Raw genomic sequence first — 21,001 nt, 5'->3', positions numbered from 1 at the left:
TGGTAATCCAGTCACTGTGGGAGCTGGCTTGCCTGCGATAGCGGTGTGTCAGCCAACGTCTATGCAGGATTTACCGCCGCCATCGCAGGCAAGCCAGCTCCCACACTAAATCGGGTTTGCACGTTGGATCAGCGGCGAGTCAGAGGTTGCTGGTCAAACTTCACACCTGCCAAACCGTGCTCGATCAGCGCCCGAATATTGCCATGGTCACTGCCCTCAGGCGTGGCGACCACCGAACGGTAATGCTCGCCAAACGCCAACAAGGCGTGCTGGTCGCTCAAGCCTTCCAGCAAGGCCAGGCCCAGGGTCTTGCACGAGCCTTCGTTCTGCCCGGCGGCGTTTTCCACGGTGCCGTTGGTGAAGGCTTGTGGCTGGTAGTCGTAACCGGCGGCGACAAAGGCCAGGGTGTCGGCGAAGAGATGTTCGCCGCTGTCGAGGCTGGCGCGCAGGGTGTTCAGGTCAGTCATGGGGTTTTCCTTTGGCGAACGCCGCGTGTTGTTCGGCGCTGGCTTCTTGCTGGTATTGGGTTTTCCACTCGGCATACGGCATGCCGTACACCACTTCACGGGCGTCATCGAGGCTCAGCTCGATCTGGCGCTCGTCGGCCTCGGCCTTGTACCACTTGGACAGGCAGTTGCGGCAGAAGCCGGCGAGGTTCATCAGGTCGATATTCTGCACATCCTTGCGGCTGTCCAGGTGTGCGACCAGCCGCCGAAAGGCAGCGGCTTCGAGTTCGAGGCGTTGTTGATCGGTCATAGGTTTCACGCAAATCCAGGGGTTAGCGGCTGGCCGCCAGGGTAATCGAAACCGATTCGGCAAAGCGCAGCGCGTGGGGCTTGTCCACTTCGACTTCGGCGTACAGCACTGACTCGTTGCTCATCACCAGGTCCAGCAGTTCCTGGGTCAGGCGCTCCAGCAGGGCGAAGCGGTTGCCTTCGACGTGGGCGATGATCGCCTTGGTGATGGTGCGGTAATTCAAGGCGTGGTCGATATCGTTGTCGCGCACGGCGTCCTGGGCGGCATACAGGATGGTCAGGTTGATCAGCACATCCTGCTTGTTGAGGATTTCATCCTCGTTGATACCGATATAGGTGCGCAGGCACAGGTCCTTGACCCGGATGCGCGCCATGCCTGGTTGAAGTTGTGGCATTGCTACTTGCTCCGTCCAATCAGTTGCAGGAACTCCATGCGCGTGGTGTTCGACTCGCGGAACGCGCCGAGCATCACCGAGGTGTTCATGGTTGAATTCTGTTTTTCCACGCCGCGCATCATCATGCACATGTGCTTGGCTTCGATCACCACCGCCACACCGGAAGCCTGGGTCACGTCCTGGATGGCGTCGGCGATTTGCCGCGTGAGGTTTTCCTGGATCTGCAGGCGCCGCGCAAACATGTCGACGATGCGCGCCAGCTTCGACAGGCCCAGCACTTTGCCGGTCGGAATATAGGCCACATGGGCCTTGCCGATAAAGGGCAGCAGGTGGTGTTCGCACAGCGAGTACAGCTCGATGTCCTTGAGGATCACCATCTCGTCATTGTCGGAGGCGAACAGCGCACCGTTGACGATTTCTTCGAGGTTTTGCGCGTAGCCATGACACAGGTATTGCATGGCTTTGGCGGCACGCTTGGGGGTGTCGAGCAGGCCTTCGCGTTCCGGGTCTTCACCCAGGCCTTTAAGGATCTCGCGATAGTGGTGGGGCAGGGATAAGGTCATACAACATCCTCACAAACGGCTTACTTGATATGCCGCCCACCGTTGACGGTCAGGGTGGTACCGGTGACGTAGGGGTTGTCCAGCAGGTAACGCAGACTCTGGTAGATCACTTCGGGCCCGGGCTCGATGCCCAGTGCCGACTTCGCCAGCACCTGGGTACGGTAGGCCGCGTCGTCGCCTTCGTTGAACATCACCATCGCCGGGGCGATGCCGTTGACTTTGATCAGCGGCGCAAACTGCGCGGCAAACGACAGCGTGAGGCTGTCGAGCCCGGCCTTGGTGGCGCAGTAGGCGATGTGCTGGCGGCTGCCCTTGCGCACCACATCATCGCTGATATGCACGATGTCGGCGGGTGAAGAGCGGTGCAGCAAGGGTGAACAATGCAGGTTGATCAGGTACGGCGCAAGCATGTGTACGCTGAACATGTCGGTAAAGGCACGGCTTTCGTCACCCGGGGTTTCGGCGATCCAGGCCGAGGCGTTATGGATGATCGCGCGCAGGCGTTGGGTGTGGCGCTGCAGCTCGGTGATAAACGCGAGAATCCCGGCTTCGCTGGAGAAGTCGGCAAACACGCCGATCGCGCCACGCTCGCGCAGGGCCTGCACGCCGGGGCGTTCGCTGCGATAGCTGAAAATCACCGAGTGGCCCTCGTCCAGCAGGCGTTCGGCACAATGCAGGCCGACGCGCTGGCCGGCGCCGGTGATCAGGATCGGGGCGTTCGTTGCAGTCATGGGAGGCTCAAGTCGCTGGCAGGCTCAAAGCATACCAGTGACGAGCCGCCCTGTACTCACGCCGCGGCTTCGCTGGCCTTGGCCCGTGGCGGCGAAGGGTGCAACCAGTTGGCCAGCAGGTGGGTCGAGAGTGGAATGAACAAGTAGACCATCAGCGGTGTGAGCGCCAGGGTGCTGACCAGCACGCGGCTGAACAGGTCCAGCCCGCTGAGCAGTGGCCCCAGGCCGAAGTTGAACAGCAACGACACCGGGAAAAACGCCAACCAGATCGCCACCGCCTGTTTCCAGCGCGGCGGCCGTGAACCTGCGGCACCGAACCAGCCATCGATGCCGCGCACGCGATGCTCGGACGGGTCGGCAAACAGCTCGCTGCCACGGCTCAGCCACGCGCTGCGTGACGCGGAAAATTCCCAGGCATGCAGGGTTTTTTCGTCGGCGAAACGGAAAATAATCTGAAATTCATCATCTAGGGGCGGCGGTGCGAGGACGCCGGAGCCCAGGTAGCCGGGGAAGTCAGTGGCCAGTCGCTCGCCTTCGCGTAGCCAGGCCATCAACTCTTCGTAGCGGCCCTTGGCCACGCGGCGCGCAACCATCAGGGTGACGGGTGAGGTAGACATTGTGTATCTCCAAATAGACGGGTGCGCTGAACCGGGTAGGTGGCACACAGACGACGCTGCGGGGGTGTTGCAGCGACGCTTTTTCGGTAAGCAAGGATTATTCCTGTTTTGCAGAAATACACCAGCGGCATCGGTCCGATAGGTACACACCTTGATATACATCTCGGTAAAAGCGTTAAATGGGACTCACTTTTAAACGGACGTTCATGACCTCTGATGCCCGAAATCACTGCACCTATTCGCGAATCCTCCGCCACCAGCCCTGCCGATTCCGATGAGTTGTTTCCGATTCGTGACGTTTCGAGATTGACGGGCATCAACCCGGTCACCCTGCGTGCCTGGGAGCGGCGTTACGGCCTGATTCAACCCACGCGCACCGAAAGTGGGCATCGCCTGTACTCCAAAGCCGATATTCAAACGGTTCATCGCATTGTCGATTGGATCGAGCGTGGCGTGGCCGTGAGCAAAGTGGGCAAGATCCTCGCGCGTGACGATCAGCAGGCCGCTGCCGTGCGTGCCGAGGAAGGTGAATGGTCGCAATGGCAGGCGCGTTTGATGCTGGCCGTGAGTGCGTTCGATGATCGTCAACTCGAGCAGCTGTACAATCAGGTGATCGCCACCTACCCGCTCAACGTGGCGTTCCAGGACATCCTGATGCCTCTTTGGAACGACCTGTTGCGTCATCAGGGCCGCTTCGGCCAAGCCAGTGAATGGCTGTTCTTCGATAACTTCCTGCGGGTGCGGGCATTGCTGCGTTTGCACCTGGCGTGTGCGTCGGCGGCGCCACGGGTGTTGCTCGCGGCCATTCCCGGCGAGTGCCGTAAATTGGAGTTGCTGGTGGCGGGGCTGTTGATCGGTCGCGACGATCTGGCCGTGAAGGTGCTGGGGATGGGCCAGCCTTTCGATGAATTGACGCTGGTGTGTGAAAAGATGCAACCCGAGGCGCTGGTGCTCTTCTCCAATCACTCACACAATCAGGCGCTGGCGAGCCGCTTGAATCGCCTGGCGTTGACCCTGGATTGCCCGTTGTTTCTTGCCGGTGCGGCGTCGGACCTGGCCGAGGAATACCTGGCAGGCTCCACCGTCGGTTGCCTGGGCAATGAAGGCCGCTTGATGCAATGCCGCTTGCAGCAATTTCTCCGCGGTAACCTGGATACCTGAAGTCAGGCGTGCATCTGTGGATGCATCAAGCGGTGCTGGTGCAGGATGAATTGACGCAGGCGCTCGGTTTCATCCGCATCGCCTTGGCTCAGGCGGTAGGCAAACAAGCCCCGCGCGGTTTCCCGCTCCAGCGTGCCGCGTATCGCGATGCGTTCATAACCGGAAGGGCTGAACCACAGGGCAAAGGTTTTCGGCGCCTTGATCCGGCCACGAATTTCCACCAGCACGCCCTTGAACGACACCTCATGCACCCACAGCGCACTGGGGTTGCCCCTGACATTTTCCAGCGCCACCGGCGCTTCAAGTGCCAGGCGCCACGGACGAATCATCGGCCCGTCTTCAAAAATGCTCGGTACGCCCAGGCGTAAATGCACGGCATGAAACTCGTCTTCCTCCAAGTGCAGCGGGAAGGTGAGTTGCTGGTTATCGAAGTGCGCCTGGAGGGTGACGTGATCGTGGGCAGCCAGCCGCGTGAGCAAGTCGCGAAGCTGGGAACCGCCGTTGACGGTCAGGCTTGACGAGGTATCCCGCAGGTTGAGCTGGGGGTTGTGCTGCATGTTACGAATGAAATCCAACTCATCCTGAGTCAGAAGCGCGTCGCGTTGCATTGATCTTGCTCAATCGGGAGGGTGTTAAAACGCTATTATCCGCTCTAATGGCCGCACTTTCTAAGTTTTGTTAGATCCGCTCGTCGCCTTGACCGCTGCCAGCTCGGCTTTGACCTGCGCCAACTCCGCCTCCAATTGCGCGACGCGCTGCTGGGCCTTGACCTGCAAGGTCACGTCCTTTTGCACGCCGACGAAATAGGTCTGCTTGTCGGCATGGTTGTACACCGTTGAAAGCGACAGTTCGTTCCAGAAATGACTGCCGTCCTTGCGATAGTTGCGCAGGATTTCCCGGCAGGTACCGCCGTTGTCCAGTGCTTCACGAATGGCCATCAGCGCCGGTTGATCACGGTCGCCGGACTGCAGAAAGCGGCAGTCTTGGTACAGGACGTCGTCCAGGGTGTAGCCGGTCAGTCGCTCGAACGCCGGGTTGACGTAGATCAGCGGTTTGTCCTTGCCTTCCCGTTCGGCGACAACGATGCCGTCGTTGGAAGCGTTGACGACCATTTGCAGCAGCTTGGCGTTAATCATTGCGCGGTCCCTGGCGTGTTCTTTAACTGGCAGTTTATGGCAAGTCTTGAATGTTGCACGGTGTGTGCCGAAATATTTGCCCCAACTGGTAATATCCCAGGCTTTCGCTCAATGACAGGATCAGATTGATGAAAGTCGCCATCCTTTCCGGCTCGGTGTACGGCACGGCTGAAGAAGTCGCCCGCCACGCTGCCGACATCCTTAACGCGGCCGGCTTCGAGGCCTGGCACAACCCGCGCGCGAGCCTGGCGGACGTGCTGGCCTTCGCCCCGCAGGCTTTGCTGGCGGTGACCTCCACCACCGGCATGGGAGAACTACCGGACAACCTGCAACCGCTGTATTCGAACATTCGCGACCAGTTGCCCGCGGCCTGGCGCGGTTTGCCGGGCGCGGTCATCGGCCTGGGCGACGCCAGCTACGGCGATACCTTCTGCGCCGGCGGTGAGCACATGCGCGAGCTGTTCAGCGAGTTGGGCGTGCGCGAAGTGCGGCCGATGCTGCGCCTGGACGCCAGCGAAAGCGTCAACCCGGAAACCGACGCCGAACCCTGGTTGGCCGAGCTGGTCACTGCACTGCGCGGCTGACCGGGAACTCCCGCAGCAACGCCAGCCAGGCCTGGGCGGCTTTCGACAGATAGGCGCCCTCACGCCAGATGAACGCAATGTCCCAGCGCAGGTAGTCGGGCGCCTTCAGCGTGAGGCGTACCACCCCGGGCCGCACCAGCCCACGGGCGACCACGCTGGGCAACAGCACCACGCCTTGACCGGCCGCGACCAGGGCCGCGAGAAAATCCGCCTGGCCGCTGCGGCCTCCTTCCTTCGGCGTAAAGCCCACCCGCTGACACGCCTGCAGCAAGCGGTCGTTCAAGACAAAGCTGCGCTGATACATCAGGAACGGTGTGTTCGCCAACTCCTCCAGGCGCACCTGGGCGTTCTGCGCCAAGGGATGGCTCATCGGCAGCAAGGCATCCAGCGGTTCATCGCAGAAGGCTTGCCAGGCGAATGCCGGGTCGCTGGGCTTCAAGCTGCCACCGACTTCCAGCTCGCCGCTCAAAATCGCCTGCTCGATACTGCGACTGCCACCCTCCAACAACTGGATGGTGACGTTCGGGTAGCGCCGGCGGTACTCGGCGAACAGCTCGGCAAACAGCGTATCGCCGCCCAACTGCGGCAAGCCCAGGCGCAACTCGCCACGGGTCAGGTGCTGCATATCATCCAGCTCACTGAGCAACTCGTGCTGCAGGCGCAGCATGGCTTCGGCGCGTTGTAGGACGACCTGGCCGGCGGCGGTCAGGCGGATCTGCGAGCCGATGCGATCGAGCAACGGTGTGCCCAGGCTGTGTTCCAGCTGTGCGACCTGTTTGCTCACGGCGGACTGGCTGATATGCAGGGTTTTCCCGGCCTGGGTAAAACCGCCGCGGTGGATGACTTCGACAAAACTGCGCAGCTGTTTGAATTCCATGGGCACGATTCCAGTTTGGAATAGTTGGCAGTCTAACAATTCGCTGTGGGGATGGAAGGGGGCTCTCTAAAATGGAGGCCTACGAGGACCCAAAGCCCATGAAACGTTTCAGCTTCAAACACGTCGGTCGTCTGCTGACTGAATTGGTCGTACTGCTGGCCATCTACCAGCTCGGTACTCAACTGGTGGCCTGGTTGGCCTGGCCCATCCCCGGTGGCGTGATGGGCCTGGGCCTGTTGCTGGCGACCTTCGCCACCGGCCTGGTCAAGCCGGCGGCCCTGCAACTGGGGGCGGGCGTGTTGATGGCGGAAATGTTGTTGTTCTTTATTCCGGCCTTGATGAGCCTGTTGGACTACGGCAGCCTGGTGCGCAATGACGGTTGGCGCATTCTGCTGGTGATCGGCTTCAGCACCCTGGCGGTCATGCTGGTGACGGCCTTCACCGTGGAAATAGTGTGTCGCTGGAAGGTGCGCCATGAAGCTTGAGCTGATGCCGGTGTTCTGGCTGGCCCTGACCCTGGGCGCCTATATCTTCAGCCGCTGGATCTACCGTCGGACCGGGCGCTACCTGTTGTCGCCGCTGATCCTGGTGCCCGCGCTGCTGCTCGCGGTGGCCGTGCCGATGCACACCGCCTATGCCGAATACGCCCGCGACACCCATTGGTTGATGCTGGTGCTGGGCCCGGTGACCGTGGCGTTTGCGGTGCCGATCTGGCAACAGCGACGTTTGCTGGCGCGGTATTGGTCGGCCTTGTTGCTGGGCATGGTGGCCGGCAGCGCGGCGTCCATCGGCACCTCGTTCGGTTTGGCCAAGGCGCTGGCGCTGGACAGTGCGGTGACGATGTCCCTGGTGCCGCGTTCAATCACCACACCGTTTGCCATGCCGATGTCTTCCGACCTGGGCGGTGTGCCGGAACTGACGGCCGTGTTCGTGATGTTCACCGGCGTGTTCGGCGCCTTGCTCGGAGGGGTGCTGCTCAAGTGGCTGCCGCTGCGCACCCCCTTGGCGCGCGGGGCATTGTTTGGGGTGGGCGCGCACGGCGCAGGCGTGAGCCGGGCCCATGAAGTGGGCGGTGAAGAGGGCTCTGTCGCGGGCCTGGTGATGGTGTTGACGGGGCTGCTCAACCTGTTTGCGGCGCCTTTGTTGGCGGCACTTCTCTGACGCGACTTGGACAGATTTAAACTATTCTCATGGCTGACTCGTGCGGCCATCAAGCTGGCTGCGAAGGCAACTACCTGCGCCACGACGTCTGACTACACTGACCTTTCACTTAAAAAATAATAAGAAAGTGCGTCAAGGAGGTCGTTGCCGTGAGCCTAGCCCCCGTTGTATCGCCACAGAATGTCAAAGATCAGGTCAGCGCCGCCGAATGGCAGACCCGCGTCGATCTGGCTGCGTGCTATCGCCTGGTCGCCCTGCACGGCTGGGATGATCTGATTTTCACGCATATCTCGGCCAAGGTGCCGGGCACCGATGATTTCCTGATCAACCCTTATGGGCTGATGTTCCACGAGATCACGGCGTCGAGCCTGGTCAAGGTTGACCAGGCCGGCAACAAGCGGATGGACAGCCCTTACGACATCAACCCGGCCGGCTACACCATCCACAGCGCCATCCACGAAGTGCGCCACGACGTGGTGTGCGTGCTGCATACCCATACGGCGGCGGGGGTTGCCGTGTCTGCGCAGAAGCAGGGCGTATTGCCCATCAGCCAGCAGTCCTTGTTCGTGTTGTCCAGCCTGGCCTATCACGCGTATGAAGGCGTGGCGCTGAATCACGAAGAAAAAGCGCGCTTGCAGGCCGACCTTGGCGAAAACAATTTCCTGATGCTGCACAACCATGGCCTGCTGACCTGCGGCGGGACGATTGCCGACACCTTCCTGATGATGTTCACCTTTCAGCGCGCCTGTGATATCCAAGTGCTTGCGCAAAACGGCGCGGCTGAATTGATCACCATCGACCCGCAGATTCTCGCTGGGGCCAGGGCGATGGTGGCGGCTGTCACAAAGAGCGCCCAAGGTATGGGAGGCGCGCTGGCCTGGCCGGCGTTGCTGCGTAAATTGGACCTGCAAGATCCGGGGTATAAAAATTGATGCCTCTCGCCGAGATTCCGCTCAGGGCCTGGCGCAAGTGCGGCCAGAGTTTCGTTTTCCGTGGCCGCACCATTCGGTATTGGGTGGCCGGGCAGGGCGAGCCGCTGCTGCTGATCCATGGCTTCCCGACCGCCAGTTGGGACTGGCATTACCTGTGGCAGCCCCTGGCCCAGCGCAATCTGGTGATCGCCTGCGACATGCTCGGGTTTGGCGATTCGGCCAAGCCGCTGGACCACGACTATTGCCTGTTGGAACAGGCCGATTTGCAACAGGCGCTGCTCGACTACCTGCGTGTGCGACAACCGGTGCATGTGCTGGCCCATGATTACGGGGACAGCGTCGCCCAGGAATTATTGGCGCGGCATCACGAAGGCGGTTTTCAGATGGCCAGTTGTGTGTTCCTCAATGGCGGGCTGTTCCCCGAAACCCATCGCCTGGTGCTGGTGCAGAAATTGCTGCTCAGCCCCTTGGGCTGGATGATCGGTCGCGCATTTGGGCGCAATGCCTTGTCCGACAGTTTCAGCCAGATTTTCGGCGCGCAGACCCGTCCCAGTGAGAGCGCCCTCGATGATTTCTGGAGTCTGATCGACTGCAATGACGGGCCGCGCATCCTGCATAAACTGATCAACTACATTCCCCAGCGCCGTCGCCTGCGTGAGCGTTGGGTGGGCGCCCTGCAGCGTGGCGACGTACCGCTGCGGGTGATCGACGGCGAGTTCGACCCGATTTCCGGCGCCCACATGGTCGAGCGTTACCGCCAGTTGGTGCCCCACGCCGACACGGTATTGCTGGCCAATATCGGCCACTACCCGCAGATCGAAGCGCCGGTGCAGGTGCTCAAGCATTACCTGGAGTTTCGACAGCGGATCGTGCAGGTGGCGCCGCGCATGGCCTATTCCTGAAACAGGCAATCATCCTTCAGCCTTATCGCGCACCATTCAGCCCTGGCCGTATTTATTGTGACCGCAGGCCCTGTGCCTGACACTCGACCCATTCCCATTGTCGCCATTGGAGTTCGGTATGAGTGAGTCAGTGCAGTTCCAGGATAAGGTCGTGATCGTCACCGGTGCCGGCGGCGGGTTGGGCCGGGCCCATGCGCTGCTGTTCGCCAGCCACGGGGCCAAAGTGCTGGTCAACGATCTCGGTGGTTCCACCCAGGGCGAAGGCGCCAATGCGTCGGCGGCCGACCGTGTGGTCGCACAAATCCGCGAGGCTGGCGGCATTGCCGAAGCCAACCATGATTCCGTCACCGATGGCGAGAAAATCGTACAGAACGCCCTGGACGCTTTCGGGCGTATCGACGTCGTGGTGAACAACGCCGGCATCCTGCGCGACAAGACTTTCCACAAAATGGACGACAGCGACTGGGACTTGGTTTACCGGGTGCATGTCGAAGGTGCCTACAAAGTCACCCGCGCCGCCTGGCCCCATCTGCGTGAGCAAAGCTATGGTCGGGTGATCTTTACTGCGTCCACGTCGGGCATCTACGGCAACTTCGGGCAGTCCAACTACGGCATGGCCAAGCTCGGCCTGTATGGCTTGACCCGCACCCTGGCGCTGGAAGGGCGCAAGAACAACATCCTGGTCAACGCCATCGCCCCCACCGGCGGCACACGCATGACTGAAGGTCTGATCCCGCCGCAGGTGTTCGAGCGCCTCAAGCCGGAACTGGTCAGCCCGCTGGTGGTGTACCTCGGCAGCGAGGCGTGCCAGGAAACCTCAGGCTTGTTTGAAGTGGGCGGCGGCTGGATCGGCAAGACCCGCTGGGAACGCAGCCTCGGCGTGGGCTTCGACCCGCAGGCCGGGTTCACGCCGGATGACGTGGCCGCGCACTGGCAACAGATCTGTGACTTCGACGGTGCGGTGCATCCCAAGGACACGATTGAGGCTTTGAAGGAGATGATGGCCAATTTGCAGAAGTTCAGCCTCTGATCATTGCTAGATGCACCATGAATACTGCGGGGCGCTGATGGCGCCCCGCTTTTTTTCAGGCATAAAAAAGGCCGCTGCAAAGCAGCGGCCGAAGTAAGACGTTGGATCAAGGAGCGACAGACTCAACGTCAGTGAACACTGGTAACAGATTGAATATATTAGCCAATCCGTCGAATTTCAGCTTTTCTCCCGAAGGTGGAAGCGGGCCATTTGCCCTGAAAGCCAGGCAAGAATAGAGGGTTGTAACAAAATGAGTAATAGCGGTTCGTGACAAGGACTGTTACTGATATGGAAACAGTTCCCTCGGCGCTATCCACCGGCCTGATAACCCGCCATCCACAGGCTGCATGCCCATGCGCAGAGCCGCGCCAGAGCGGCTGTTAATCCTTTCGAGCGACAACACGAATACCTCCTTGGTGCGCTTATCGCTCCCGAAGGGCGGCAGTAGGGTGGGGCCTTCTGTCACTCACCGGGGAAGACGCATGACAAAAACAACAATGCGCGCCATCTTCACACCGCAGGCGCTGGCCACTGCGGTTGCGTTGGGATGCTGTGCCCAGGCGCAGGCTGTTTCGTTCAACATCGGCGAGATCGAAGGGCAATTCGATTCCTCGCTGTCGGTCGGCGCCAGTTGGGGCATGCGCGATGCCGACAAGAAGCTGGTGGGCGTCTCCAATGGCGGCACGGGGCAGGCTTCCACCGGGGATGATGGGCGACTGAACTTCAAGAAGGGCGAGACCTTCTCCAAGATCTTCAAAGGCATCCACGACCTGGAACTCAAGTACGGCGACAGCGGCGTATTCGTGCGCGGCAAGTACTGGTACGACTTCGAGCTGCAGGACGAAGACCGCGAGTTCAAGCAGATCAGCAATCACCATCGCGACGAAGGCGCGCGCTCCTCCGGCTACGAGCTGCTGGATGCGTTTGTCTATCACAACTATTCCATCGCCGACCGGCCGGGCAACGTGCGCGTCGGCAAGCAGGTGGTGAGTTGGGGCGAGAGTACGTTTATCGGTAACTCCATCAACAGCATCAACCCCATCGACGTATCGGCCTTCCGTCGCCCCGGCGCCGAGATCAAGGAAGGGCTGATACCGGTCAATATGCTGTTCGCCTCCCAGAGCCTCACCAACCAACTGACGGTGGAAGGCTTCTACCAGTTGAACTGGGAAAACACCGTGCTGGATAACTGCGGCACGTTCTTTGGTGGCGACGTGGCGGCCCATGGTTGCAACGGCAACTACACGGTCGGCAGCCCGGCGATTGCGCCGTTGCAACCGGTGGCCGCAGCGTTCGGCCAGGGCTTTGAGGTCACGCGTGAAGGCGTCGTGGTGCAGCGCGCCAAGGACCGTGATGCCCGCGATGGCGGCCAGTTCGGCGCGGCCTTGCGCTGGCTGGGCGACGACACTGAGTACGGCCTGTACTTCATGAACTACCACAGCCGCACGCCGACCGTCGGCACCCTCACGGCCAACACCAACCTGGCCACCATCGGGAGCATCGTCAACACCGCCAACGCCATTGCGCCAGGCACCGGCTCGGCCCTGGCCCAAAGCACCATGCTTGGCCGTGGCCAGTACTATCTCGATTACCCGGAAGATATTCGCCTGTACGGTGCGAGCTTCTCCACCACCTTGCCCACCGGCACGGCCTGGACCGGGGAAATCAGCTACCGCCCGAATGCGCCGGTGCAACTCAATACCACTGACCTGACCCTGGCCCTGATCAACCCGATTGCCGGCAATACCGCTTCGCCGATCCGCAGCTCGTTTGGCGCCGACAACGCCGGTTACCGGCGCAAGGAAATCACCCAGATCCAGAGCACCATGACCCAGTTCTTCGACCAGGTCCTGGGTGCCGAACGCCTGACCCTGGTGGGTGAGGCCGCCTTCGTCCACGTCGGCGGGCTGGAAGCGAAAAGCAAACTGCGCTACGGCCGCGACTCGGTCTACGGCGCCTACGGTTTCGGTGGCGACACCGACGGTTTCGTCACGGCTAATTCCTGGGGTTATCGCGCCCGCGCCATCCTCGACTACAACAACGTGTTTGCCGGGGTGAACCTCAAGCCCAACCTGTCCTGGTCCCATGACGTCAACGGTTACGGCCCCAACGGCTTGTTCAACCAGGGTGCCAAGGCGATCAGCGTCGGTGTCGATGCCGACTACCGCAACACCTACACCGCCAGCCTGAACTACACCGACTTTTTTGGTGGCGACTACAACACCCTGACCGACCGCGACTTCCTCGCCCTCAGCGTCGGCGTGAACTTCTGATTTGGCTTAAAGAAGGACAAGACTCTATGCGTAAGTTGATTGCTGTGATGGCCCTGAGCGTGTTGGCCGCCAACGTCATGGCGGCCGTGTCGCCCGAAGAAGCCGCCAAGCTCGGCACCAGCCTGACCCCGGTCGGCGCGGAAAAAGCCGGCAACGCCGACGGCTCGATCCCGGCCTGGACCGGTGGCATTCCGAAAAATGCCGGCGCGGTGGACAGCAAGGGCTTCCTCGCCGACCCGTTCGCCAGTGAAAAACCGCTGTTCGTGATCACCGCCGCGACGGTCGACAAGTACAAGGACAAACTCTCCGACGGTCAGGTGGCAATGTTCAAGCGCTACCCGGAGACCTACAAGATCCCGGTGTACCCGAGCCACCGCACGGTCAACCTGCCGCCGGATATCTACGAGTCGATCAAGCGCAGCGCGCTGAACGTGCATGCGATCAACGACGGCAACGGCCTGGAGAACTTCACCGGCAACCGCTACTACGCCTTCCCGATTCCCAAGAATGGCGTGGAGGTGTTGTGGAACCACATCACCCGTTACCACGGCGGTAACCTGCGGCGCATCATCACCCAGGCGACCCCGCAAACGAACGGCAGCTACACGCCGATCCGCTTTGAAGAAGAAGTCGCGGTGCCGCAGGCGATCCCGGACATCGACGCGGCCAAGGCCGCCAACGTGCTGAGTTTCTTCAAGCAATCGGTAACGGCCCCGGCGCGGTTGGCGGGCAACGTGCTGCTGGTCCACGAGACCCTCGACCAGGTCAAAGAACCGCGCCTGGCCTGGATCTACAACGCCGGCCAGCGCCGCGTGCGCCGGGCGCCGCAAGTGTCCTACGACGGTCCGGGCACCGCGTCCGACGGCCTGCGTACCACGGATAATTTCGACATGTTCTCCGGCGCCCCCGATCGCTATGACTGGAAGCTGGTGGGCAAGAAAGAGATGTACATCCCCTACAACAGCTACAAGCTCGATTCGCCGAACCTCAAGTACGACGACATCATCAAGGCCGGGCATATCAACCAGGACCTGACCCGCTATGAGCTGCACCGCGTGTGGGAAGTGGTCGGCACCGTCAAACCGAGCGAACGGCACATCTATGCCAAGCGCCACATGTACATCGACGAAGACAGCTGGCAGGTCGCGCTGGTGGATCACTACGACGGCCGTGGCCAACTGTGGCGTGTCGCCGAAGGCCATGCGCAGTTCTACTACGACCACCAGGTGCCGGCCTACACCGTGGAAACCCTGTACGACCTCATCGCCGGACGTTACATCGCCCTGGGTATGAAGAACGAGGAGAAGAGCAGTTTTGTGTTCGGGTTTGCGGCCAAGGCGGCGGATTACACGCCAGCGGCGTTGAGGGCTTCGGGCGTGCGCTGATGCGTTGGGACGTGCGCTGATGCGTGTTTGAAATGCAATCCCAATGTGGGAGGGGGCAAGCCCCCTCCCACATTGGGTTTTGTGCATGGCAATTAATCACTCTGCTGAATACTTCTTCAAGAATCGCCGAGCACGGGGCTAGGGTAGGTGTCAGGTTGCATAACAATAAAAACGCAGGATGCAGCAATGACCGCCATGACACGCTGCCTGGACCGTCCTGGATTCATGCCCCGGCTGTCCGCCCATCATCTGTTGCGCCCGCGCCTGGCCGAGCCCTTGCTGGCGGCGCAGGCGCGGGTCAAGTTGCTCTGCGCTCCTGGCGGCAGTGGCAAGAGCGCGCTGCTCGCCGAGTGTGCCTTGCAGGCGCCGGCGGGTTGTCAGGTGTACTGGCTACCGCTCAATGGCGTGCCGCTAAGCCCGCTGGATTTGTGCCGGCGCCTGGCGCACAACCTGGGCCTGGCGTTTACCGATGAAGCCACCTTGCTGCAGGATCTCGGCCGCTGGCAGACGGCGGCGTGGCTGTTTCTCGATGATTTCAGCCGTCTGCCCGCGCCCGAACTCGATGCTTTGCTCGACCGCCTGCTCACCGCCAGTCACCCTTCGCTGACCTGGTGGCTGGGCGCGCGGCGGCGTCCTGCGTGTAACTGGCCGCGGCTGTTGCTCGACGATGAACTGCTGGAGTGCAGCGCGGCCGAGCTGATGTTCAGCGCCGAAGAAGTCCAGGCCCTGCTCGGCCAGGCGCCGGGTCACTGTGTCGAGCGCGTGATGCAGTTCAGCGCCGGCTGGTGCGCCGGGGTGCGCATCGCCTTGCTCGGCGACGGCCATCCAGAGAAAACCTTGCTCGACTACCTGCAACATGAGCTGTTCAGCACCTTGCCGGCAGAGCTGGTTGAAGCCTGGCGTGTGCTGGCGCATTTGCCGCGTTTTAATGTGGGTTTGTGTGAGCACCTGTTCGGCTTTGGCGATGGCGATCAGTACCTGCGGGACTTGCAGGCGCTCGGTGCATTTATCCAGCCCTGGGAAGATGACGCCGACTGGCTACAAGTCTTCCCGCCGCTTGCGCAATTGATGCGTGATGAACCCTGGCCGGCCAAACGCTCCTGGCACCGACGGGCCTGCCAATGGTTCAGCGCCGAGCGTGACTGGCAAGCCGCGTTCGAGCAGGCGCTGCTGGCCGAAGAATACGAAGTGGCCGTCAGCCTGTTGCAGCACTTCAGCTTTGAAGACCTGTTCCGCCAGCAGAATGCCGCCCTGCTGTTGCGCCTGCATGAGCAGCATGGTGATGAGCTGATGCTCTGTTCCGCGCAGTTGGTGGGGCTGGTCACGGCCGCGTTGCTGTTCGCCGGGCGCTTCGAGCAGGCCGCGGTGTGCATCGGCCAACTGGCGCGTTTCGCCCCGCAACCGTCGGCGGCACAGCAACGCCTGTTGTTGGCGCGCTGGCAGGCGCAGTGGGGATGGTTGCTGCATCTGGCAGGCGATGCGCAAGGCTCTCGCGAGCATTTCTTCGAGGCATTGCAGGCATTGCCCGACAGTGCGTGGACGTCACGTCTGATGTGCCTGTCGGGGCTGACCCAGCAGGCCTTGTTGCGCGGTGAGCTGGAGGCGGCCCAGGCCCTGAACCGCGAAGCGCTGTGCCTGGCGCGGGCCCATGGCTCGCTGTTGCTCGAGGCCCTGCTGGAGCTGGATCACGCGCAATTGCTCGAACAGCGTGGCGCACCGTATCGGGCGCAGAGCCTGTTGGAGCAGGTGCAGGCGATGTTGCTCAATCAGCGGCTGAAGGCTGGGCCGCTGGTCGGACGCATCGCCCTGCGGCGTGGGCATCTGGCGCTGCGCCAAGGCCAGGATGCCTTGGCTGCCGAGTGTTTCGACGCCGGTTTGACGATGTGTTTGCACAGCCAGGACAAGCGCGTGCTTTATGGTTTTCTCGGCCTGGCATTGCTCGCGGCCAACCATGGCGATTACGCCCAGGCCTTTATCCAATTGCGCGAGGCCGAGCGCCTGATGCAGCAACGCCAGGTACCGGACACGGTATACCGCGCGGTGCTGTTGCTGGTCAGCGGGCACTTCTGGTTACAGCAGGGCCGCGCCGAACTGACGGAGGAAGCGATACGCCGGGTACTTCGCCATTTCCGTGGGCCAGGCGCCAAGCAGGCACCCCCGGCCACGCTGGAATTGATCCCGCGCCTTGAATACCTGTTGGTGTTGGCCGAGGTCAAACTGGGCGTCGCCGATCAACCGCTGGCGCGGCTTGACGCGCTGCTGGATGCCTCCCGCCAACGCGGCATGCTGTGCCTGGAAGCCGAATTGCACTTGGTGCTGGGGGAGGTGGCCTGGCAACTGGGCGAACCGGCGGTGGCGCGTCGAGCCTTGCAAAACGGCCTGGAACTGGCGGCGCGCTGCCAGGTGCCGCAGGCGGTTCGCGAACTGCGTTTACGCTCGCCCGGGCTGTTGAGTGAACTCGGCCTGGAGCCGCAGGCCTCGCCGACAGGCACGGCGGACAACCCGCTGAGCCAGCGCGAGCTGGAAGTGCTGCAACTGATCGCCCTCGGTAACTCCAACCTGGAAATCGCCAACCGGCTGTTTATCTCGCTGCACACCGTCAAGACCCATGCGCGGCGCATCCATAGCAAGCTCGGTGTGGAGCGGCGCACCCAGGCGGTGGCCAAGGCCAAGACGTTGGGCTTGATGGGTTAAGCGCAGAACGCCTGACGGTATTCGCCGGGTGTCGCGCCCATGGCCTGGCGAAAGCGATGGGTGAAGTGGCTGGCGCTGGAGAAGCCGCACATCAACGCGATATCACCCACGGGCAGGCTGCCGCTGCGCAGCAGGTTCTGCGCGCGGGCCAGGCGCCGCGCCAACAGGTATTGATGGGGCGGCAGGCCGAAGCTCTGGCGGAACATCCGCGCAAAATGGTATTCCGACAGCGCGCACATCCCGGCCAATTGACCAAGGCTGATGGGGTCGTCCAGGTGCTGCTCGATGTAGTCCACCAATAAGCGCCGTTGATGTGCCGCCAGCCCGCCTTTCAAGCGCAGCCCGTCGCGCGCGCCGACTTGGCTGAGCAGGGTGTGGCTGAGCATTTCATGGGCCAGGCTGCTGGTCAGCAGGCGTTCGCCGGGCTCGTGCCAGTTGAGGGCGATCAACTGGTGAAAGCGGCGCGCCTGGCTGGGGTCTTCGAGGAAGGTGCTTTCCTGCAACTGCAGCGCGCGCGGTTCGCGGTCGAGCAGGGTGATGCAGCCCAAGGCGAATTGCGCCTGGCTGAAATACACATGGGCCAGGCGGATGTCGCCGTTGATCACCCAGGCCGACTGATGCTCGGCCGGCAGGATGCACAACTTGTCAGGCCCGCCTTTGGTGCCCGGCTGGTCACGGCGAAAAGTGCCGGTGCCGCCGCCGATGTAGCAGGACAAGGTGTGATGACCGGGCGCCTGGTAATCCTGGGAGTCGTGGTGGTTGCTCCACAGCGCCGCAGACAAGCCGTCACCGAGCTCGGCGCAGGCTTCGAGGCGAGCGTGGGGCGAGCGGTTGAGGGCTTGAAAGACTTGCAGGGATTCCAGCGTTGACATGGTGTGTACTCTCCGACGCCTTGCATCCTACTCCGAGCCGCTGGGGCTGTGAGCCCGCCGCGCGACAAAAGCGCAAGAATCTGCAAGTGCCGGCCAGGGGTTGAAGGTGACACTGTGGCTCAACCAGCGGAGCCTGTTATGAACCTTTTCCTGTATTTACTCACCGTGCTGATCTGGGGCACCACCTGGATCGCCCTCAAGTGGCAACTGGGCGTGGTGGCGATTCCTGTGTCGATCGTCTATCGCTTCGGCCTGGCGGCGCTGGTGTTGTTTGCGCTGTTGCTGCTCAGCCGCAAGTTGCAGGTGACGAACCGGCGCGGGCATTTGATCTGTCTGGCTCAGGGCTTGTGCCTGTTCTGCGTGAATTTCATGTGCTTTCTCACGGCCAGCCAGTGGATTCCCAGCGGGCTGGTGGCGGTGGTGTTTTCCACGGCGACGTTGTGGAATGCCCTGAATGCGCGGGTGTTTTTTGGCCAGCGGGTCGCGCGCAATGTGTTGATGGGCGGCGGGCTTGGTTTGTTGGGGTTGGGCCTGTTGTTCTGGCCGGAGCTGGCGGGGCACACCGCCAGCCCGCAGACCTTGCTCGGGCTGGGCCTGGCGTTGCTGGGGACGATGTGTTTTTCGGCTGGCAATATGCTTTCGAGTTTGCAGCAGAAGGCGGGGTTGCGGCCGTTGACTACCAATGCCTGGGGCATGGCGTATGGGGCCGTGATGTTGGCGACCTATTGTGTGGTGCGCGGGATTCCGTTCGAGATGGATTGGAGTGCGCGGTATGTCGGGGCGTTGGGGTACTTGGTGATTCCGGGGTCGGTGATTGGGTTTACGGCGTATCTGACGTTGGTGGGGCGGATGGGGCCTGAGCGGGCGGCGTATTGCACGGTGCTGTTTCCGGTGGTGGCGCTGAATGTGTCGGCGTTTGCCGAGGGGTATCAGTGGACTGCGCCGGCGTTGGCGGGGTTGGTGTTGGTGATGGTGGGGAATGTGTTGGTGTTTCGTAGGGGGAAGGTGGTTCAGGCGGGGAGCCCGGTGTTTAAGGCGAAGCAAGTCTGAGGTGGGAGGGGGGGTTAAGGTGGGGGGGGGGGGGTTAAGGTGAGAGGGGGTTGCTTTAGGTGGGAGGGGGCTTGCCCCCGATAGTGGTGGGTCAGTCACTTATTTGTAGCTGAGCCACTGCTATCGGGGGCAAGCCCCCTCCCACATTTTTTTGCATTTTCAGCATTTTCAGCATTTTCAGCATTTTCAGCATTTCCTGCATTTATTGGGTTTGATTGGGGGATTTGGGTTATTTGAGGCCTAGGCGTTTGGCCATGCGGCCTAGGTTGGCGCGGTCCAGGCCTAGTTCGCGGGCGGCGCTGGCCCAGTTGTGCTGGTGGCGTTCCAGGCAGGCGTTGATCATTTGGCGCTGGTAGTGTTCGGTGGCCTGGCGCAGGTCGCCGCTGGCGATGGCGGCTACTTCGGGTGGGGGGGCGATCAGCGCTGCGCTGACGTCCGGTAGGTCCAGGTCGTGGGCGCTCAGGCTGAGAATCTTCGGACGTTCGCGACAGTTTCCCAGGGCTTTCAGTGCGCTGCGTCCGATCAAATGTTCCAGCTCGCGCACATTGCCCGGCCAGTTGTAGGCCAGCAATGCCGTCTGGGCGTCGCTGGTCAGGCGCAGGCTGCCCAGGCCCATGCGTGAACGGTTCTGTTCGAGAAAGAACCCGGCCAGCAGCAACACATCGCGCCCGCGTTCGCGCAGCGCTGGCACTTGCAGCGGGTAGACGCTGAGGCGGTGGTAGAAGTCGGCACGGTAGCGGCCGTTGCGCACCTCTTCAGCCAGGTCGCGGTTGGTGGCGGCGATCAGGCGCACGTCGACCTGATGTTCCTTGTCCGAGCCCAGGCGTTGCAGTTGGCCGCTTTGCAGGACGCGCAGCAGCTTGGCCTGCACCGTCAACGACAACTCGCCGACTTCATCCAGAAACAGCGTGCCGCCATTGGCCAGTTCGAACTTGCCGCGGCGCTCGTTCGACGCGCCGGTGAAGGCGCCGCGCACATGGCCGAACAGCTCGCTTTCCACCAGGGTTTCCGGCAGGGCGGCGCAGTTGAGGCTGATCAGCGGCTTGTCTGCACGGGACGACGCGGCGTGGATCGCCTGGGCCACCAGTTCCTTGCCGACCCCGGTTTCGCCGGTGATCAGCACGGTGAGGTCGCTGCCGCCCACCAGGCTGATCTCTTCCACCAGGCGTTTGTGGGGCTTGCTCTGGCCGATCATCTCTTTGTGTTGCTGGCCGCTGGCCTGGCGGTAGATTTCGGCGCGCTGGTGTTCGTCTTCGGCACGTAACGCCAGGCGCTCGATGCGTTCGGCGACGTTGACCGTGGCGGCGGCGAGGCTGGCGAAGGCCTGCAGCGCATCCAGTTCGACCCGTTCGAAACGCTCGGGGTCGAGGGCGTCCAGGGTCAGCAGGCCCCACGGTTGGTCATCGACAAACAGCGGGCAGCCCATGCAGTCGTGAATTTCGAGGTGCCCGTGCAGGCCGTCCACCAAGCCGTCGTAGGGATCGGGCAATTCACTGTCGCTGTCGAAACGCGTCGGGCTGGGGCTGCTGAGCAGCACGGCGAAACGCGGGTGTTCGCTGATCTTGAAGCGTCGGCCCAGGGTATCGGCGCTCAAGCCGTCCACGGCCAGCGGCACCAGCGACTCGCCGTCCAGGCGCAACAGCGCGGCGGCGTCGCACGGCAGCAGGGCGCGCATGGCGTGCAGCAGGCGGCGGTAACGCTCGCCTTCGGGCAGTTCACGGGACAGGTCGGCGACCAGGGGGAGCAGGGTGGTGAGCAGCGATTGCGCAGTCATAATGACTCCTTGTAGTCCTTATGACTATATTGCGTAGGAGTCATACTGACTATGTTTAATTTAACTGGTTGAAATTAAACGATTTATTAGTTGGCATGAATGCTGATTA

22 protein-coding genes are annotated in these 21,001 nt (G+C 61.9%); 11 read left to right on the top strand and 11 right to left on the bottom strand.

What is annotated here, in order from left to right; all coding sequences use genetic code 11:
• Positions 1 to 128: 128 nt before the first annotated feature.
• From J2Y83_RS24015 to J2Y83_RS23990, 6 genes are read right to left on the bottom strand one after another with little or no spacing between them, the layout of a single operon-like run.
• Positions 129 to 467 carry a HopJ type III effector protein gene (locus tag J2Y83_RS24015; RefSeq protein ID WP_253398952.1) on the bottom strand — a complete coding sequence of 113 codons (339 nt, stop codon included), beginning with the start codon at positions 465 to 467 and terminating at the stop codon, positions 129 to 131.
• Positions 460 to 756 carry a DUF1244 domain-containing protein gene (locus J2Y83_RS24010; protein ID WP_253398950.1) on the bottom strand — a complete coding sequence of 99 codons (297 nt, stop codon included), beginning with the start codon at positions 754 to 756 and terminating at the stop codon, positions 460 to 462. Before J2Y83_RS24010 ends, J2Y83_RS24015 begins: the two co-directional genes overlap by 8 nt.
• A gap of 22 nt (positions 757 to 778) precedes the next feature.
• On the bottom strand, positions 779 to 1,150 hold the full coding sequence (gene folX, locus J2Y83_RS24005) for a dihydroneopterin triphosphate 2'-epimerase (RefSeq protein WP_026140129.1): 372 nt from the start codon (positions 1,148 to 1,150) through the stop codon (positions 779 to 781).
• A gap of 2 nt (positions 1,151 to 1,152) precedes the next feature.
• Positions 1,153 to 1,713, bottom strand: a complete 561-nt coding sequence (folE, locus tag J2Y83_RS24000; RefSeq protein ID WP_253398948.1) for a GTP cyclohydrolase I FolE — start codon at positions 1,711 to 1,713, stop codon at positions 1,153 to 1,155.
• A 20-nt stretch (positions 1,714 to 1,733) separates the two neighbouring features.
• On the bottom strand, positions 1,734 to 2,444 hold the full coding sequence (gene folM / locus J2Y83_RS23995; RefSeq protein WP_253398946.1) for a dihydromonapterin reductase: 711 nt from the start codon (positions 2,442 to 2,444) through the stop codon (positions 1,734 to 1,736).
• Between the two features lie 56 nt (positions 2,445 to 2,500).
• Entirely contained in the window at positions 2,501 to 3,061 is a 561-nt protein-coding gene (locus tag J2Y83_RS23990) for an antibiotic biosynthesis monooxygenase (RefSeq protein ID WP_253398944.1), read from the bottom strand.
• 216 nt (positions 3,062 to 3,277) lie between these two features.
• On the opposite strand from J2Y83_RS23990, the gene J2Y83_RS23985 reads away from it, so the two are divergent.
• Positions 3,278 to 4,222: a MerR family transcriptional regulator gene (locus tag J2Y83_RS23985; protein ID WP_253398936.1), complete on the top strand. Its 945-nt coding sequence runs from the start codon at positions 3,278 to 3,280 to the stop codon at positions 4,220 to 4,222.
• A gap of 2 nt (positions 4,223 to 4,224) precedes the next feature.
• On the opposite strand, the gene J2Y83_RS23980 is transcribed toward J2Y83_RS23985, so the two are convergent.
• Positions 4,225 to 4,830 (bottom strand): hypothetical protein, encoded by a 606-nt coding sequence (locus tag J2Y83_RS23980; protein ID WP_253398934.1) that lies wholly within the window; start codon positions 4,828 to 4,830, stop codon positions 4,225 to 4,227.
• A gap of 60 nt (positions 4,831 to 4,890) precedes the next feature.
• A complete protein-coding gene (locus J2Y83_RS23975) occupies positions 4,891 to 5,358 on the bottom strand; it encodes a PAS domain S-box protein (protein ID WP_253398932.1) in 468 nt (155 codons plus the stop codon).
• Between the two features lie 128 nt (positions 5,359 to 5,486).
• On the opposite strand from J2Y83_RS23975, the gene J2Y83_RS23970 reads away from it, so the two are divergent.
• Entirely contained in the window at positions 5,487 to 5,942 is a 456-nt protein-coding gene (locus J2Y83_RS23970; protein WP_253398925.1) for a flavodoxin, read from the top strand.
• Here J2Y83_RS23970 and J2Y83_RS23965 read toward each other — a convergent pair.
• Positions 5,923 to 6,819, bottom strand: coding sequence for a LysR family transcriptional regulator (locus J2Y83_RS23965; RefSeq protein WP_253398923.1), 897 nt, complete (start codon positions 6,817 to 6,819; stop codon positions 5,923 to 5,925). The genes J2Y83_RS23970 and J2Y83_RS23965 overlap by 20 nt on opposite strands.
• A gap of 98 nt (positions 6,820 to 6,917) precedes the next feature.
• Between J2Y83_RS23965 and J2Y83_RS23960 the strand changes: the two genes are divergently transcribed.
• From J2Y83_RS23960 to J2Y83_RS23925, 8 genes are all read left to right on the top strand, one after another.
• Complete coding sequence (locus tag J2Y83_RS23960; RefSeq protein ID WP_253398921.1) at positions 6,918 to 7,304, top strand: CidA/LrgA family protein; 387 nt, start codon at positions 6,918 to 6,920, stop codon at positions 7,302 to 7,304.
• Positions 7,294 to 7,980, top strand: coding sequence for an LrgB family protein (locus J2Y83_RS23955; RefSeq protein WP_253398919.1), 687 nt, complete (start codon positions 7,294 to 7,296; stop codon positions 7,978 to 7,980). Before J2Y83_RS23960 ends, J2Y83_RS23955 begins: the two co-directional genes overlap by 11 nt.
• 149 nt (positions 7,981 to 8,129) lie before the next feature.
• A complete protein-coding gene (locus tag J2Y83_RS23950) occupies positions 8,130 to 8,912 on the top strand; it encodes a class II aldolase/adducin family protein (protein WP_253398917.1) in 783 nt (260 codons plus the stop codon).
• The gene (locus J2Y83_RS23945; RefSeq protein WP_253398915.1) at positions 8,912 to 9,814 is read left to right on the top strand and encodes an alpha/beta fold hydrolase; all 903 of its coding nucleotides are present in this window, start codon (positions 8,912 to 8,914) and stop codon (positions 9,812 to 9,814) included. Before J2Y83_RS23950 ends, J2Y83_RS23945 begins: the two co-directional genes overlap by 1 nt.
• Positions 9,815 to 9,932: 118 nt before the next feature.
• Entirely contained in the window at positions 9,933 to 10,844 is a 912-nt protein-coding gene (locus J2Y83_RS23940) for an SDR family oxidoreductase (protein ID WP_253398913.1), read from the top strand.
• Positions 10,845 to 11,326: 482 nt separating this feature from the next.
• Positions 11,327 to 13,117 (top strand): DUF1302 domain-containing protein, encoded by a 1,791-nt coding sequence (locus J2Y83_RS23935; protein ID WP_253398911.1) that lies wholly within the window; start codon positions 11,327 to 11,329, stop codon positions 13,115 to 13,117.
• A gap of 26 nt (positions 13,118 to 13,143) precedes the next feature.
• Entirely contained in the window at positions 13,144 to 14,502 is a 1,359-nt protein-coding gene (locus J2Y83_RS23930; protein ID WP_253398909.1) for a DUF1329 domain-containing protein, read from the top strand.
• Positions 14,503 to 14,688: 186 nt separating this feature from the next.
• The gene (locus J2Y83_RS23925) at positions 14,689 to 17,196 is read left to right on the top strand and encodes a LuxR C-terminal-related transcriptional regulator (RefSeq protein ID WP_253398907.1); all 2,508 of its coding nucleotides are present in this window, start codon (positions 14,689 to 14,691) and stop codon (positions 17,194 to 17,196) included.
• Here J2Y83_RS23925 and J2Y83_RS23920 read toward each other — a convergent pair.
• Positions 17,193 to 18,068, bottom strand: coding sequence for a helix-turn-helix domain-containing protein (locus J2Y83_RS23920; protein ID WP_253398905.1), 876 nt, complete (start codon positions 18,066 to 18,068; stop codon positions 17,193 to 17,195). The two genes, J2Y83_RS23925 and J2Y83_RS23920, sit on opposite strands and share 4 nt — an antisense overlap.
• 138 nt (positions 18,069 to 18,206) lie before the next feature.
• Here J2Y83_RS23920 and J2Y83_RS23915 point away from each other — a divergent pair, with 138 nt between their 5' ends.
• Positions 18,207 to 19,118: a DMT family transporter gene (locus J2Y83_RS23915; RefSeq protein WP_253398903.1), complete on the top strand. Its 912-nt coding sequence runs from the start codon at positions 18,207 to 18,209 to the stop codon at positions 19,116 to 19,118.
• 229 nt (positions 19,119 to 19,347) lie between these two features.
• Here the strand turns inward: J2Y83_RS23915 and norR are convergent, their stop codons facing one another.
• Positions 19,348 to 20,892, bottom strand: coding sequence for a nitric oxide reductase transcriptional regulator NorR (gene norR, locus J2Y83_RS23910; RefSeq protein ID WP_253398901.1), 1,545 nt, complete (start codon positions 20,890 to 20,892; stop codon positions 19,348 to 19,350).
• Positions 20,893 to 21,001: the final 109 nt, after the last annotated feature.

The organism is Pseudomonas marginalis (genome assembly GCF_024169655.1).
Classification (GTDB): Bacteria; Pseudomonadota; Gammaproteobacteria; order Pseudomonadales; family Pseudomonadaceae; genus Aquipseudomonas; species Aquipseudomonas paraveronii.
The sequence above is the reverse complement of the archived record's forward strand: the minus strand, read 5'-3'. Positions and strand labels throughout refer to the sequence as shown.